Genomic DNA, 15,462 nt, shown 5'->3' on the forward strand with positions numbered 1-15,462 from the left:
GCTGTAACCTCAAACCTGGAGCCCGCCGATCTCGGGACCTCGATCCACACCTTGGGGTTGCACACCAGATGACCGCGATTTCTCTCGGTATCCCGTCCGTTCCGACCAAGCTCGCCGACCGCCGGGTCAGCCGCAAGATCCAGGTCGGGTCGGTGGCTGTCGGCGGCGACGCTCCCGTGTCGGTGCAGTCCATGACGACGACCCGGACCTCGGACATCGGGGCGACCTTGCAGCAGATCGCCGAGCTGACGGCGTCGGGTTGCCAGATCGTACGGGTGGCGTGTCCGACGCAGGATGACGCGGACGCTCTGTCGGTGATCGCGAAGAAGTCGCAGATCCCGGTGATCGCGGACATTCACTTCCAGCCGAAGTACGTCTTCGCGGCGATCGACGCGGGGTGTGCCGCGGTGCGGGTCAACCCCGGCAACATCAAGCAGTTCGACGACAAGGTCAAGGAGATCGCGAAGGCGGCCGGGGAGGCGGGGGTGCCGATCCGGATCGGTGTGAACGCGGGCTCGCTGGACCGGCGGCTGCTGGAGAAGTACGGCAAGGCCACCCCCGAGGCGCTGGTGGAGTCGGCGCTGTGGGAGGCGTCGCTGTTCGAGGAGCACGGTTTCCGGGACATCAAGATCTCGGTGAAGCACAACGACCCGGTGGTGATGATCGCCGCCTATCGTCAGCTGGCGGCCGCGTGTGACTATCCGCTGCATCTGGGTGTGACGGAGGCGGGTCCGGCGTTCCAGGGGACGATCAAGTCGGCCGTGGCGTTCGGCGCGCTGCTGAGCGAGGGTATCGGGGACACGATCCGGGTGTCGCTGTCGGCTCCGCCGGCGGAGGAGGTCAAGGTCGGTATCCAGATCCTGGAGTCGCTGAACCTGCGGCAGCGGCGTCTGGAGATCGTGTCGTGTCCGTCGTGCGGTCGTGCGCAGGTGGATGTGTACCGGCTGGCCGATGAGGTGACCGCGGGTCTGGAGGGCATGGAGGTGCCGCTGCGGGTGGCGGTGATGGGCTGTGTGGTGAACGGTCCGGGCGAGGCCCGTGAGGCGGACCTGGGTGTGGCCTCGGGCAATGGCAAGGGGCAGATCTTCGTGAAGGGCGAGGTGATCAAGACCGTTCCGGAGTCGAAGATCGTCGAGACCCTCATCGAGGAAGCCATGAAGATCGCCGAGCAGATGGAGAAGGACGGCATCCCCTCCGGCGAGCCCTCGGTCTCCGTCAGCTGACGACCCCCTACGCACCCCCTACGCATCCCGTACGCACTCCGTCCCACGCACCACAAGCCCCGCCGCGCGGCCCGCGGCGGGGCTTCGCGCCTTCCCGGCCCGGCAGCCGTCCCTGCCCCTCCCAACGCACCGCCAGGTACAGTTCCAGGACCCTGTAGGAACACGGTGAGGCCCCCTCGTGCTGACGCAGACCACCACCCGGGTCCTCGAACCCAGCGATCTCGGAGCCGTGCTCGCCCTCCTGGAGAGCGACCCCGTCTCCAACGCGTTCGTCACCTCCCGCGTCCGGGCCGCCGGGCTCGACCCCTGGCGCCTCGGCGGCGAGATGTGGGGCTGGTACGCGGACGGGCGGCTGACCTCCCTGTGCTACTCCGGCGCCAACCTCGTCCCCATCTGCGCCACCCCCGAAGCCGTCCGCGCCTTCGCCGACCGCGCCCGCCGCACCGGCCGCCGCTGCTCCTCCATCGTCGGCCCCGCCGAACCCACCGGCCGGCTGTGGCGGCTCCTCGAACCGAGCTGGGGCCCCGCCCGCGACGTACGCCCCCACCAGCCCCTCATGGTCACCGAACAGCCCTCGCCGGACATCGAGCCCGACCCCTGCGTCCGCCGCATCCGCAAGGACGAAATAGACGTGATCATGCCGGCGTGCGTGGCCATGTTCACCGAGGAGGTCGGCATCTCACCGATGACCGGCGACGGCGGACTGCTCTACCAGGCACGCGTCGCCGAACTGGTCGGAGCCGGCCGCTCCTTCGCCCGCATCGACGACGGCAAGGTCGTCTTCAAGGCGGAGATCGGCGCGGCGACGCCGCAGGCCTGCCAGATCCAGGGCGTCTGGGTCGCCCCCGAGTACCGTGGCCGCGGCCTCTCCGAGACCGGCATGGCCGCCGTCCTGCGCTACGCCCTCGCCGACGTCGCGCCGGTCGTCTCGCTCTACGTCAACGACTACAACACTCCGGCGCGGGCGGCGTACCGCCGTGTCGGCTTCCGCGAGGTCGGCGCCTTCATGAGCGTGCTGTTCTGAGGCTAGGGTTCGGCACATGGAAGACGTCGTGGTCGAACCGGTCAACCTCGCCGCGCACGTGGACGCGGCGCTCGCCGTACAGGCCGTCGCCTTCGGCCTCAGCGAGGACGAGGTCGCCGTGCGCCGCCATATCGTCCTGCGCCATCTGCTCTGCCCGGGTGCCCTCGCCTACGGCGCGACGACACCGTCCGGGCGGCTCGTCGGCTTCGTGTACGGGATGCCCAACGACCGCGCCCACTGGTGGTCCACGGTCGTCCAGCCGTACCTCGTCCGCGAGGGCAACGACAGCTGGCTCGACGACTCCTTCGTCATCACCGAACTCCACGTCCACCCCGACTTCCAGGGCCGGGGCATCGGCCGCCGACTGATCACCACCATCACCGACGCGGCCGAGGAACCGCGCTCGATCCTCTCCGCGATCGACGTCGAGAACACCGCCCGGCTGCTCTACCGCTCCCTCGGATACGAGGACCTCGCCCTGCGCGTCCACTTCCCGAGCGCCGCGAAGCCGTACGCGGTGATGGGCGCGCCGCTGCCGCTGCGCGGGCGTTACTGATTTCCGCGGGGCGGGGGCCCGGGGCTAACCTCCTAGCCATCACACTTTTCACCGCAGGAGAGTTCCCATGGCCCAGGTCCAGCGCATGTCCCGGTTGATGGTCAAGACACTGCGCGACGACCCGGCGGACGCCGAGACGCTCAGCCACAAGCTGCTCGTCCGTGCCGGTTACGTCCGCCGCAACGCCGCGGGCATCTGGTCCTGGCTGCCGCTCGGCAAGAAGGTCCTGGAGAACGTCGCCCGCGTCGTGCGCGAGGAGATGGACGCGATCGGCGCGCAGGAGGTCCTGCTGCCGGCCCTGCTGCCCAAGGAGCCCTACGAGGCGACGGGCCGCTGGGAGGAGTACGGCGCCGAGCTGTTCCGCCTGAAGGACCGCAAGGGCGCCGACTACCTGCTCGGCCCCACCCACGAGGAGATCTTCACCCTCCTGGTCAAGGACCAGTGCACGTCCTACAAGGACCTGCCGGTGATCCTCTACCAGATCCAGACGAAGTACCGCGACGAGGCGCGTCCGCGCTCGGGCATCCTGCGCGGCCGTGAGTTCCAGATGAAGGACTCGTACTCCTTCGACACCACGGACGAGGGCCTCGCCGAGTCGTACCGGCTGCACCGCGAGGCGTACATCAAGATCTTCCAGCGGCTCGGCCTGGAGCACAAGATCGTCTCCGCGGTGTCGGGTGCCATGGGCGGCTCCGCGTCGGAGGAGTTCCTCGCCCCGGCCGCCGCCGGTGAGGACACCTTCGTCCACTGCCCCTCCTGCGACTACGCCGCCAACACCGAGGCCGTCACCTACCCGGCCGGCGAGCCCGCGGACGCCTCCGCGCACGGCCCCGTCGAGGAGCTGGACACCCCGGACACGCCGACCATCGAGACGCTCGCCGCACACCTGGGCGTCCCGGCCTCCGCGACCCTCAAGAACTTGCTGGTCAAGGTCGACGGGGAGATCGTGGCCGTCGGCGTCCCGGGCGACCGCGAGGTCGACCTCGGCAAGCTGGAGGACCACCTGGCCCCGGCCACCGTCGAGCTCGTCACGGCCGACGACTTCACCGGCCGCCCCGACCTCGTCCGCGGCTACGTCGGCCCGCAGGGACTGGACAAGGTCCGCTACATCGCCGACCCGCGCGTGGCCCACGGCACCTCCTGGATCACCGGCGCCAACAAGCCCGACACCCACGCCAGGAACGTCGTCGCCGGCCGCGACTTCGAGGTCGACGAGTACCTCGACGTCGTCGTGGTCGAGGACGGCGACCCCTGCCCGCGGTGCGGCACCGGCCTCAAGCTGGACCGCGCCATCGAGATCGGCCACATCTTCCAGCTGGGCCGCAAGTACACCGACGCCATGCAGCTCGACGTCCTCGGCCAGAACGGCAAGCCCGTGCGCGTCACGATGGGCTCGTACGGCATCGGCGTGTCCCGCGCGGTCGCGGCCCTGGCCGAGCAGCACGCCGACGAGCAGGGCCTGTGCTGGCCCCGCGAGATCGCCCCGGCCGACGTCCACGTCGTCGCGGCCGGCAAGGCGCTCCAGACCGAGCTCGCGCTCGACGTCGCGGAGAAGCTGGGCCAGGCGGGGCTGCGCGTCCTGGTCGACGACCGGGCCGGGGTCTCGCCGGGCGTCAAGTTCACGGACGCGGAGCTCATCGGCGTACCGAAGATCCTCGTCGCCGGCCGCCGCTCCGCCGAGGGCGTCCTGGAGCTGAAGGACCGCCGCACCGGTGAGCGCGAGGAGCTCACGGTCGACGAGGCGATCGCCCGCCTGTCCGCGTAACACGGCCCGCCGCCGCCGCGCGCGTCACGGGGCCGCGACCCGGCACTCCGGGTCGCGGCCCCGTCCCGTGGCGCCGCGTCACATGCACCCGGCCGTGCCGGTGTCCTCCTCCCGGACCTCCCGCGCGTCCCGGACCTGCCGAAGGGGGGCGGCCGGAGCGGCCGCGCGCGTCTCGTGGACGTACGCGTCCGGGACGACCGGCTCCTGCGGATACGGCTCCTGCGGATACGGCTCGTGCGTGTGCGAATCGTGCGTGTGCGGATCGTGGACGTGCAGCGCCGGGGCCGGCGCCGGCCTCTGCTCGGGGGGCGGGTTCTGCCCGGCCCGCTCCAGGAAGCGCAGCAGCTCCACCGGGAAGGGCAGCACCAGCGTCGAGTTCTTCTCGGCGGCCACCGCCACGATCGTCTGCAGCAGCCGCAGCTGGAGCGCGGAAGGCGTCTCCGACATCACTCCGGCGGCCTCCGCCAGCTTCTTCGAGGCCTGGAGCTCCGCGTCGGCGTTGATGACCCGCGCCCGCCGCTCGCGGTCGGCCTCCGCCTGGCGGGCCATGGAGCGCTTCATCGTCTCCGGCAGCGACACGTCCTTGATCTCGACACGGTCGATCGTCACGCCCCACTCCACGGCGGGGTTGTCGATCATGAGTTCAAGGCCCTGGTTGAGCTTCTCCCGGTTCGACAGCAGGTCGTCCAGGTCGCTCTTGCCGATGATCGAGCGCAGCGACGTCTGCGCGATCTGCGAGACCGCGAAACGGTAGTCCTCGACCCGGATGACCGCCGCCGCCGCGTCCACGACCTTGAAGTACACGACCGCGTCGACGCGGACCGTGACGTTGTCGCGGGTGATGCCCTCCTGGGCGGGCACCGGCATCGTCACGATCTGCATGTTGACCTTCTGCAGCCGGTCGATGAACGGGACCACCATGGTGAACCCGGGGGACCGGACCCCGCTGCGGAGCCGGCCGAACCGGAGCACGACCCCGCGCTCGTACTGCTTGATGACCCTGGCGGCGGCTGCCAGGTACACCGCGCCTGCGGACGCCGTCGCCGCGGCCGCCGTGAGCACTTCCTCGACCATGACAACCCCCTGCCGTCGAAGCCGGGTGGGTACGGGTGCGTATGCCCAATATCGCACTTACAGGGCCATTCGGGGAGGCCGACGGCTCCGGCCTGCGGCGATGACTGCCTGCGACGCCCACTGCGGGGCGATCCGGCCCGTCGCCGCGGACACCCCCCGGCCACCGCCCGGAGCCGTCCGACGCCGCCCGGCCCCCACGGCGTCGCCGGGGGCGCCCCGGACGCCGCCGGGCCCGCCCCTTGAGCGGACACACCGCTGCGCGGGCCCCCTACAGCCAGCCCGCGAACTCCAGCAGCAGCTCCCCGTCCTGCCGCCGCCCCGCCGCCAGCGCGCGGGTCCCCGACTCGACGGCCCGGAACAGCGTCCAGCCGCGCAGCCTCTCGCGGTCCATGTCCAGCGAGTCGGCCAGCTTGTTCACCCGGCGGCGGGCCACCGCCGCGCCCGAGGCCGCCGCGACCAGGTCCTCGACCCGGTCACGGACCAGCCGCGCCAGGTCGTACGCGCGTTCGCCGACGACCGGGTCCGGGCCCACCGCCAGCCACGGCGCGCGGTCACCGGCCAGCACCTTGCCCTGCCGGAAGGCGCCGTGCAGCAGCACTTCCTCGGCCGCACCGGACACCAGCTCCTCGCGCGCGTCCAGCGCGGCGGTCACGAGCTCGGCCGTCGCCGCGTCCTTCGCGGCCCGCATCGCCTCCGCCTGTCGCGCCGTGCGCTCCGCCACCGACTCGAAACCGTGCCCCGAGGGCGGCTCCACCCACAGCCGCCGCACCGTGCCCGCCGCCTCCAGCAGCGCCTTGGCCTCCGGCAGTGAGCGCAGGGACATCTCCGGGTGCAGCCGCTCCAGCAGCAGCCCCGGCCCGGCGTCCCCGCCGTCCAGGAGCCGCACCGCGCCCCAGCCGTTCCAGTGGGCGAGCGCGGCCCGCTCCCGCTCCGGCGCGGTGAACGGGGGCGCCACCTTCAGCGCGGCCGGCTCCCCGTCCGGCTGCCGTACGAGGACGACCAGGCTGCTGCGCCCGCCGGGGGCGACCAGTCGCTCGATGTCCAGCCCGCGCCGGGACAGCTCGTCCCGGACGGCGTCCGGCAGCCGGTCGAGCCAGTCGCGGGCAGCCGCGTCCCCGTACACCTCGCCGAGCGCCCGCACCAGTCGCTGCGGCGGTTCGAAAGCCATGCGTGCGTTGTTCCCTTTCGCCGGCCGGGCTCACTGCCCGAGGGGGGTGTTCCGGATCCGTGCGGTCACTCACCGTCGCTCGGCGAGCCCAGGAAAGGCTACGCCGCTGCCCCGCCACCGCACCGCCCGCACCGCTGCCTCCCGCAGCGCGCCCGCCGCCTCGCGGCGCAGCGGCCCCTCGGCCGCCCGCACCAGGTCGGAGTAGACGCCCGCGATCCGGTCCTCCAGCTCCGCGGCCAGCCGTACGGCCGCGGCGGCGTCCGGCACCGCGAACGGCAGCGCGTACCCGGCGGCGGCAGCGGCGGGCCTGCCGCCCAGGTCGCGGACGGTGCGCGTGAGCGCGTCGCGCCGCGCGCGGTGCGCGTCGTACGCGGCGGTCGCCTCGGCCCGCCGGTCCTCGCCGACCCGGGCGCCGACGACCCCGTAGCCGTACACCGCCGCGTGCTCGGCGGCGAGTGCCGCCTGGACGGCGTCCAGGGCGCTCATATGGGGTCCCTTCGTGCTGGGGCGGCGGCTCAGGCGCCGCCCTGGTCGGCGGTCAGCAGATACGCGTGCGCCGCCGCGGCGGCGGCGACGGAGGCCAGCAGCCGCGCGTACTCGGGCGGGGCGGCCAGCAGCGCGGCGGTGTGCGCCTCCGCGGTACGGCGGGCGTCCGCGGCGAGCCGCGCGAGGGCGCCGCCCGGGTCCTGCGGTACGGGCTCGGGGGAGCCACTCGGCCGGGCGGTGGGGGCGGCTGTCCCGGCCGCGGACGCGGCCGGTGCCGGGGCCGCGGTCGGGGCGGCGGGCGCTCCCGCGGCGGTCCCCGGCGGCGTGGCCGTCCCCGCCCCGGGGCCCGTGTCGGGCGCGCCCAGCGCCGCCGTGTGCGAGGCCACCGCCGCGCGCAGCGGGTACAGCCGGGGGCCCAGCGAGGGGTGCGCGGCGAGCACCGCGTCGTACCGCTCCAGCAGCGCCGCGCTGGTCGCGACGGAGCGGCGCCGCAGCCGGGCCTCCTCCCGCTCGGCCGCCGAGGAGCGTGTACCACGCCGGCCGTCACCCGGTGAACAGCCCGTCAGCAGCCCGGTCGGCGCCAGCGCGCCCGTGGCCGCCGCGCCCGTCACGATGAGCGCGCGTCTGCGCGTCGTACCCGTGCGCCCCACGCGTCTCTCCCCTCGGCCGGCTCGAAGATCACCGCAGGCGAGCGTACCTGCGGGCCGGCGCGAGGTGGACGGCAACACCCCCCGCGACCGGATACCCTTTGATCTGACACGCGACGATCCCACAACAGCACACGCGGCCGAGGAGTCACCCGGATGAGCACCACCCAGAGCGAGAGGCTGCGCGGGCTGCTGGAGCCGCTCGTCAGCGCCAAGGATCTGGATCTCGAGGAGATCGAGGTGTCACGGGCCGGCCGCCGCCGGATGCTGAGGATCGTCGTGGACTCGGACGAGGGCGTGGAACTCGACGCCTGTGCCGAGCTGAGCCGCGCCATCTCGGACAGGCTGGACGAGACGGACGCGATGGGCGACGAGGAGTACGTCCTCGAAGTGAGCTCGCCGGGCGCCGACCGCCCGTTGACCGAGCACCGCCACTACGTACGCGCCACCGGCCGCCTGGTGAAGCTCCAGTTCCACGAGGGCGGTGAGCTGGTGGCCCGCATCCTCTCCGTGGACGGCGACGGCCTCGATCTCGAGGTGCCGGGAGTGAAGGGGCGCAAGCCCACCACCCGCCGTGTGGAGTTCCCGGACATCGCCAAGGCGCGCGTGGAGATCGAGTTCAACCGCAAGGACAAGAAGGAAGAGGAGGCGTAACCGTGGACATCGACGTGAAGCTCCTGAGGGGCTTGGCACAGGAGAAGGAGATTGCCTTCGACCTGCTGGTCGAGGCGATCGAGTCGGCCCTCCTCATCGCGTACCACCGCACCGAGGGCGCCCGCCGCCACGCACGCGTCGTGCTGGACCGGCAGACCGGTCACGTGACGGTGTGGGCGAAGGAGGACCCCGCGGACCTGGAGGAGGGGCAGGAGCCGAAGGAGTTCGACGACACCCCGTCGGACTTCGGCCGGATCGCCGCGAGCACCGCCCGCCAGGTCATCCAGCAGCGGCTGCGGGACGCCGAGAACGACGTCACCTTCGGTGAGTACGCCCGCCGTGAGGGCGATGTCGTGGCCGGCATGGTGCAGCAGGGCAAGGACCCGAAGAACGTCCTGGTCAGGCTGGACGACAAGCTGGAAGCCATCCTTCCGGTGCAGGAGCAGGTGCCGGGCGAGGAGTACACGCACGGCCTGCGCCTGCGGACGTACGTCGTCCGGGTCGCCAAGGGTGTCCGCGGTCCGTCCGTCACCCTTTCGCGCACGCACCCCAATCTGGTGAAGAAGCTCTTCGCGCTGGAGGTCCCCGAGATCGCGGACGGCTCGGTCGAGATCGCCGCGATCGCCCGTGAGGCCGGTCACCGCACCAAGATCGCTGTACGGTCCACCCGTTCGGGCCTGAACCCCAAGGGCGCCTGCATCGGCCCGATGGGCGGCCGTGTGCGCAATGTCATGGCCGAACTGCACGGCGAGAAGATCGACATCGTCGACTGGTCGGACGACCCGGCCGAGATGGTGGCGAACGCGCTGTCCCCGGCCCGGGTCTCCAAGGTGGAGATCGTCGACCTCGGCGCCCGCTCCGCCCGGGTGATCGTGCCGGACTACCAGCTCTCCCTGGCGATCGGCAAGGAGGGCCAGAACGCCCGCCTCGCCGCCCGTCTCACCGGCTGGCGCATCGACATCCGCCCCGACACGGAGCAGGTCTCCGAGCAGGACTGAGGCCGGCGGCCCGCCAGGGCACCGGGAATAGAACCCGTCGTGGTCACGTTGTGACACGATGAGATCACGACAACAACCGTTCGATTTTTGCCCCAGAGGGGTGAGGTCGGTGCGGGGAGGTAGACTTAAGCGTGTCTGGCCGGACGCATGCCCGCGCATGCCCTGAGCGAACCTGTGTGGGATGCCGGGAGCGAGCGGCCAAGCGCGATCTGCTGCGCATCGTGGTGATCGAGGGCGGCTGTGCCCCCGATTCACGCGGTACGCTGCCCGGCCGGGGTGCATACGTGCATCCCGCCTCGGTCTGTCTCGACCTGGCGGTCCGCCGCCGGGCGTTCCCGAGGGCCTTCAGGGTCCAGGGGCCGCTCGAAACCGCGGAGTTGCGCCACTACGTCGAGCAGGCGACACCGTAAGAAAGAAGTACGGCACGGATCACCGTGCGGTCAGGTACCTCGCGAGTTGGAAGTAGGTCGAGATTGCGATGAGCACTCGATGAGTACGCGATGAGTACGCCCATGAAGTAGCGACGGTCCGGCGGTAACCCGGACCTAAAAGGAGCGAAGTGGCTAAGGTCCGGGTATACGAACTCGCCAAGGAGTTCGGCGTGGAGAGCAAGGTCGTCATGGCCAAGCTCCAAGAACTCGGTGAATTCGTCCGTTCGGCGTCCTCGACGATCGAGGCGCCGGTTGTACGCAAGCTGACTGACGCGCTGCAGGGGCCCGGCGGCAACGCCGGCAAGTCCGCAGCCAAGCCCGGCGCGCCCCGCAAGGCCGCGCCTTCCTCCCCCGCGGCGGCAAGCCGCGAGGGTGGGTCCCCCAGTACACCCACCGCCCCCGCGCCCTCCCCGGCGCAGGCGGCACGTCCGGCCGCCCCGAAGCCCGGCGCTCCCGCGCCGAAGCCCCCGGTGGCCGACTCGCCCTCCCCCGCGGCGGCAAGCCGCGCGGGAGGTAGCTCGGCGCCGGCCCCCGGCCCGCGCCCCACGCCGGGCCCGAAGCCCGCGGCGGCGGCCAAGCCCGCCGCGGCCAAGCCGGCTCCGGCCGGCCCGGCCCCGTCGAACCCGGAGTTCACCGCGCCTCCGTCGGCCCCGGCCGCCGGTCAGCGCCCCGGTGCCACCCCCGGTCCCCGTCCGGCCGCACGGCCGGCCCAGGGTCCCGGCCAGGGTGGCCAGGGCGGCGCCCGTCCCGGAGCCCCGCGCCCCGGTGGCGAGCGCGCTCCGCGTCCGGGCGGTGCCCGTCCCGCGGGTCCGCGTCCGGGCAACAACCCCTTCACCTCCGGCGGCTCCACCGGCATGGCGCGCCCCCAGGCGCCCCGTCCGGGCGGTGCCCCGCGTCCGGGTGGCCAGGGTGCCCCGGGTGGTCCGCGTCCGCAGGGCGCCGGTCAGGGCGGTCCCCGTCCGCAGGCCGGTCCCGGTGGCGCGCGTCCCACGCCCGGCGGCATGCCGCGTCCCCAGGCCCCGCGTCCGGGTGCCGGCCCCGCCGGTAACCGCCCGAACCCGGGCATGATGCCGCAGCGTCCGGCTGCCGGCCCGCGTCCGGGCCCCGGTGGCGGCGGTCGCGGTCCCGCGGCCGGCGGTCGTCCCGGTGGTCCCGGCGGCGGTGGCGGCGGTGGCCGTCCCGGCTTCGCCGGTCGTCCGGCCGGTCCCGGTGGCGGTGGCGGCGGCTTCGCCGGCCGTCCCGGTGGCGGCGGTGGCGGCGGTCGTCCCGGTGGTCCCGGTGGCGGTGGCTTCGGTGGCGGCGGTGGCCGTCCCGGCTTCGCCGGTCGTCCCGGCGGCCCCGGTGGCCGTGGTGGCACGCAGGGCGCGTTCGGCCGTCCCGGCGGTCCGGCCCGTCGTGGTCGCAAGTCGAAGCGGCAGAGGCGCCAGGAGTACGAGGCCATGCAGGCCCCGTCGGTCGGCGGCGTGATGCTGCCTCGCGGCAACGGCGAGACCGTTCGCCTGTCGCGCGGTGCGTCCCTCACCGACTTCGCGGAGAAGATCAACGCCAACCCGGCGTCGCTCGTCGCGGTCATGATGAACCTCGGCGAGATGGTCACGGCCACGCAGTCCGTCTCCGACGAGACGCTGCAGCTCCTCGGCGACGAGATGAACTACACGGTTCAGATCGTCTCCCCGGAGGAGGAGGACCGCGAGCTGCTCGAGTCCTTCGACCTCGAGTGGGGCGAGGACGAGGGTGGCGAGGAGTACCTCGCGCCGCGTCCGCCGGTGGTGACCGTCATGGGTCACGTCGACCACGGTAAAACGCGACTGCTGGACGCGATCCGCAAGACGAACGTCATCGCGGGCGAGGCCGGCGGTATCACCCAGCACATCGGTGCGTACCAGGCCGCGACCCAGGTCAACGACGAAGAGCGCAAGATCACCTTCATCGACACCCCGGGTCACGAGGCGTTCACCGCCATGCGTGCCCGTGGTGCCAAGTCCACCGACATCGCGATCCTCGTGGTGGCGGCGAACGACGGTGTGATGCCTCAGACGATCGAGGCGCTGAACCACGCCAAGGCGGCCGACGTGCCGATCGTGGTCGCGGTCAACAAGATCGACGTCGAGGGTGCCGACCCGGTCAAGGTGCGCGGTCAGCTGACCGAGTACGGCCTGGTGGCCGAGGAGTACGGCGGCGACACCATGTTCGTCGACATCTCCGCCAAGCAGGGTCTCCACATCGACTCCCTGCTGGAGGCCGTGATCCTCACGGCGGACGCCTCGCTCGACCTGCGGGCCAACCCGGAGCAGGACGCGCAGGGCATCGCGATCGAGTCCCACCTCGACCGTGGCCGCGGCGCCGTCGCGACCGTCCTGGTCCAGCGAGGCACGCTGCGGGTCGGCGACACGATGGTGGTCGGCGACGCGTACGGCCGTGTCCGGGCGATGCTCGACGACAAGGGCAACAACGTCGAGGAAGCGGGTCCGTCGACCCCCGTCCTGGTCCTGGGTCTCACCAACGTCCCGGGCGCCGGCGACAACTTCCTCGTCGTCGACGAGGACCGTACGGCCCGCCAGATCGCCGAGAAGCGCGCCGCGCGTGAGCGCAACGCCGCCTTCGCCAAGCGCACCCGCCGGGTGTCCCTCGAGGACCTCGACAAGGTGCTCAAGGCCGGTCAGATCCAGGAACTCAACCTCATCATCAAGGGCGACGCGTCCGGTTCGGTGGAGGCTCTCGAGTCCTCGCTGCTCCAGCTCGACGTCGGTGAAGAGGTCGACATCCGGGTCCTGCACCGCGGTGTCGGTGCGGTCACGGAGTCGGACATCGACCTGGCGATGGGCTCCGACGCCATCGTCATCGGCTTCAACGTCCGCGCGGCCGGCCGTGCCGCGCAGATGGCGGAGCGCGAGGGCGTCGACGTCCGGTACTACTCGGTGATCTACCAGGCCATCGAGGAGATCGAGGCGGCCCTGAAGGGTCTGCTGAAGCCGGAGTACGAAGAGGTCGAGCTCGGTACGGCGGAGATCCGCGAGGTCTTCCGCTCGTCCAAGCTGGGCAACATCGCGGGTGTCCTCATCCGCTCCGGCGAGGTCAAGCGCAACACCAAGGCGCGCCTCATCCGCGACGGCAAGGTCATCGCGGAGAACCTCAACATCGAGGGTCTGCGTCGCTTCAAGGACGACGTCACCGAGATCCGCGAAGGCTTCGAGGGCGGTATCAACCTCGGAAACTTCAACGACATCAAGGTCGACGACGTCATCGCGACGTACGAGATGCGCGAGAAGCCGCGCGCCTGATCCGGGTGCACCCGGTGACGGGTGCTCCTGGTCACAGGAGGGCAGCCGGGGCCGGTCGGCGGGAGTATTTCCGTCGATCGGCCCCGGCCGTTGCGTGTACGGTTCTTGTGTCCCTGCCAAGCGGTTGGCGGGGCCCTGAACCCGAACCGGCGGGACATCCGGGCTATCCATGTATGTGGGGACTCTGTCCTTCGACCTGCTTCTCGGCGACGTACGGTCGTTGAAGGAGAAGCGCTCCGTCGTCCGCCCGATCGTCGCCGAGCTGCAGCGCAAGTACGCGGTGAGCGTGGCGGAGACCGGCAGCCAGAACCTCCACCGCAGGGCCGAGATAGGGCTCGCGATGGTCTCCGGTGACGTCGGGCACCTGACGGACGTACTGGACCGGTGCGAGCGCATGGTCGCCGGCCGGCCCGAGGTGGAACTGCTGTCCGTACGACGGCGGATGCACACCGACGAAGATTGACCGTGCACGACGACGTACTCGTGTACGTAGACGCACGTGGACGAGGTACGCGGCGTGTGGGGCGTGCAGGACGTGCACGACCAGATTGCACAGCGCAAGAAAGAGGAGACGGACCAGTGGCCGACAACGCGCGGGCGAAGAAGCTGGCGGACCTGATCCGGGAGGTGGTGGCGCAGAAGTTGCAGCGCGGAGTCAAGGACCCGCGCCTGGGGTCGCATGTGACCATCACCGACACCCGGGTCACCGGTGACCTGCGGGAGGCGACCGTCTTCTACACCGTGTACGGGGACGAGGAGGAGCGCCAGGCCGCCGCCGCGGGGCTGGAGAGCGCCAAGGGCGTCCTGCGGTCGGCGGTCGGCGCGGCGGCGGGGACGAAGTTCACCCCCACGCTGGCCTTCGTCGCCGACGCCCTCCCGGAGACGGCCCGCTCGATCGAGCACCTCCTCGAGGAGGCCAGGGCCCAGGACGCCAAGGTGCGCGAGGCGGCGTCCGGCGCCGCGTACGCGGGCGAGCCCGACCCGTACCGCAAGCCGGAAGACGACGAGGACGCCGCCGCCGAATGAGTCAGAGCCAGCACCCGACGCCCGACGGCCTTGTCATCGTCGACAAGCCGTCGGGCTTCACTTCGCACGACGTCGTCGCGAAGATGCGCGGGATCGCCAGGACCCGGCGCGTCGGGCACGCGGGGACGCTCGACCCGATGGCGACGGGCGTCCTCGTCCTCGGCGTCGAGAAGGCCACCAAGCTGCTCGGGCACCTCGCGCTGACCGAGAAGGAGTACCTGGGCACCATCCGGCTCGGGCAGGACACGATCACCGACGACGCCGAGGGCGAGATCACCTCGTCCACCGACGCCTCCGCCGTCACGCGCGAGGCCGTCGACGCCGTGGTGGCCACGCTGACCGGCGACATCATGCAGGTGCCGTCCAAGGTCAGCGCCATCAAGATCGACGGCAAGCGGTCGTACGCGCGGGTGCGCGGGGGAGAGGAGTTCGACATCCCGGCCCGTCCGGTGACGGTCTCCTCGTTCCAGGTGTACGACATGCGCGAGGCCGTCGCGGAGGACTCCACGCCCGTCGTGGACCTCGTGGTGTCGGTGGTCTGCTCCTCCGGTACGTACATCCGGGCCCTCGCCCGGGACCTGGGCGCCGCGCTCGGCGTCGGCGGTCACCTCACCGCGCTGCGGCGCACCCGTGTGGGGCCGTACAAGCTGGACGCGGCCCGCACGCTCGACCAGCTCCAGCAGGAGCTGACCGTCATGCCGATCGCCGACGCCGCTGCCGCCGCCTTCCCGCGCTGGGACGTGGACGAGCGGCGTGCCCGGCTGCTGCTGAACGGCGTACGGATCGACATGCCGGCCGGGGGCACCTCCCGGACCGGAGGCTCCGGGGGAGCGGCGGCGCCGGTCGCCGTCTTCGGCCCCGACGGCCGCTTCCTCGCGCTCGTCGAGGAGACGAACGGCAAGGCCAAGAGCCTCGCCGTCTTCGGCTGAGCGTTCCCGGTCACCGTGGAGCGGGCAACGGGCTCGCACTGCCCGCTCCACGATCCCCCCTCTCCCCCTCCCACAGGTCTATCCGGGAACCCGCGCGGATTCACCCACTTGGGCAGGCGCTCGGAGTGCAGGGAGGAGCACCGGGGGGCGCTTTCGGGTCGCGTCCTTCTCGCGGTGATCATCGCGGACCTACCGTCGGA

Annotated in this window: 15 protein-coding genes; 11 read left to right on the forward strand and 4 right to left on the reverse strand. The window is 72.0% G+C overall.

What is annotated here, in order from left to right; all coding sequences use genetic code 11:
• The first annotated feature begins 68 nt into the window (after positions 1 to 68).
• The 4 genes from ispG (at position 69) to ABZZ38_RS23755 (ending at position 4,568) form a co-directional block, all read left to right on the forward strand.
• Positions 69 to 1,223 carry a flavodoxin-dependent (E)-4-hydroxy-3-methylbut-2-enyl-diphosphate synthase gene (ispG, locus tag ABZZ38_RS23740; RefSeq protein ID WP_356743258.1) on the forward strand — a complete coding sequence of 385 codons (1,155 nt, stop codon included), beginning with the start codon at positions 69 to 71 and terminating at the stop codon, positions 1,221 to 1,223.
• 178 nt (positions 1,224 to 1,401) lie between these two features.
• The gene (locus ABZZ38_RS23745) at positions 1,402 to 2,247 is read left to right on the forward strand and encodes a GNAT family N-acetyltransferase (protein ID WP_356743260.1); all 846 of its coding nucleotides are present in this window, start codon (positions 1,402 to 1,404) and stop codon (positions 2,245 to 2,247) included.
• Positions 2,248 to 2,263: 16 nt separating this feature from the next.
• On the forward strand, positions 2,264 to 2,803 hold the full coding sequence (locus ABZZ38_RS23750; protein ID WP_356743262.1) for a GNAT family N-acetyltransferase: 540 nt from the start codon (positions 2,264 to 2,266) through the stop codon (positions 2,801 to 2,803).
• A gap of 67 nt (positions 2,804 to 2,870) precedes the next feature.
• A complete protein-coding gene (locus ABZZ38_RS23755; protein WP_356743264.1) occupies positions 2,871 to 4,568 on the forward strand; it encodes a proline--tRNA ligase in 1,698 nt (565 codons plus the stop codon).
• A gap of 78 nt (positions 4,569 to 4,646) precedes the next feature.
• Here ABZZ38_RS23755 and ABZZ38_RS23760 read toward each other — a convergent pair whose 3' ends face one another.
• From ABZZ38_RS23760 to ABZZ38_RS23775, 4 genes are all read right to left on the reverse strand, one after another.
• Entirely contained in the window at positions 4,647 to 5,642 is a 996-nt protein-coding gene (locus ABZZ38_RS23760) for a slipin family protein (RefSeq protein ID WP_356743266.1), read from the reverse strand.
• 268 nt (positions 5,643 to 5,910) lie between these two features.
• The gene (locus ABZZ38_RS23765) at positions 5,911 to 6,810 is read right to left on the reverse strand and encodes an aminoglycoside phosphotransferase family protein (protein ID WP_356743268.1); all 900 of its coding nucleotides are present in this window, start codon (positions 6,808 to 6,810) and stop codon (positions 5,911 to 5,913) included.
• Between the two features lie 69 nt (positions 6,811 to 6,879).
• Positions 6,880 to 7,296: a ferritin-like domain-containing protein gene (locus tag ABZZ38_RS23770; RefSeq protein WP_356743270.1), complete on the reverse strand. Its 417-nt coding sequence runs from the start codon at positions 7,294 to 7,296 to the stop codon at positions 6,880 to 6,882.
• A gap of 29 nt (positions 7,297 to 7,325) precedes the next feature.
• Positions 7,326 to 7,946 (reverse strand): hypothetical protein, encoded by a 621-nt coding sequence (locus ABZZ38_RS23775; protein WP_356743272.1) that lies wholly within the window; start codon positions 7,944 to 7,946, stop codon positions 7,326 to 7,328.
• 153 nt (positions 7,947 to 8,099) lie between these two features.
• Between ABZZ38_RS23775 and rimP the strand changes: the two genes are divergently transcribed.
• From rimP to truB, 7 genes are all read left to right on the forward strand, one after another.
• Entirely contained in the window at positions 8,100 to 8,597 is a 498-nt protein-coding gene (gene rimP / locus ABZZ38_RS23780) for a ribosome maturation factor RimP (RefSeq protein WP_356743274.1), read from the forward strand.
• A gap of 2 nt (positions 8,598 to 8,599) precedes the next feature.
• On the forward strand, positions 8,600 to 9,595 hold the full coding sequence (gene nusA, locus ABZZ38_RS23785) for a transcription termination factor NusA (RefSeq protein WP_356743276.1): 996 nt from the start codon (positions 8,600 to 8,602) through the stop codon (positions 9,593 to 9,595).
• A 131-nt stretch (positions 9,596 to 9,726) separates the two neighbouring features.
• Entirely contained in the window at positions 9,727 to 10,005 is a 279-nt protein-coding gene (locus ABZZ38_RS23790) for a YlxR family protein (protein ID WP_356743278.1), read from the forward strand.
• Positions 10,006 to 10,154: 149 nt separating this feature from the next.
• Complete coding sequence (infB, locus tag ABZZ38_RS23795) at positions 10,155 to 13,307, forward strand: translation initiation factor IF-2 (RefSeq protein WP_356743280.1); 3,153 nt, start codon at positions 10,155 to 10,157, stop codon at positions 13,305 to 13,307.
• A 169-nt stretch (positions 13,308 to 13,476) separates the two neighbouring features.
• On the forward strand, positions 13,477 to 13,770 hold the full coding sequence (locus ABZZ38_RS23800; protein WP_356743282.1) for a DUF503 domain-containing protein: 294 nt from the start codon (positions 13,477 to 13,479) through the stop codon (positions 13,768 to 13,770).
• Positions 13,771 to 13,886: 116 nt separating this feature from the next.
• Positions 13,887 to 14,333, forward strand: coding sequence for a 30S ribosome-binding factor RbfA (gene rbfA / locus ABZZ38_RS23805; protein WP_356743284.1), 447 nt, complete (start codon positions 13,887 to 13,889; stop codon positions 14,331 to 14,333).
• Complete coding sequence (gene truB, locus ABZZ38_RS23810; protein ID WP_356743286.1) at positions 14,330 to 15,262, forward strand: tRNA pseudouridine(55) synthase TruB; 933 nt, start codon at positions 14,330 to 14,332, stop codon at positions 15,260 to 15,262. The genes rbfA and truB overlap by 4 nt, the downstream gene beginning before the upstream one ends.
• The last annotated feature ends 200 nt before the right edge of the window (positions 15,263 to 15,462 follow it).

The sequence above is a fragment of the Streptomyces sp. NPDC006368 genome (assembly GCF_040612535.1).
GTDB lineage: Bacteria > Actinomycetota > Actinomycetes > Streptomycetales > Streptomycetaceae > Streptomyces.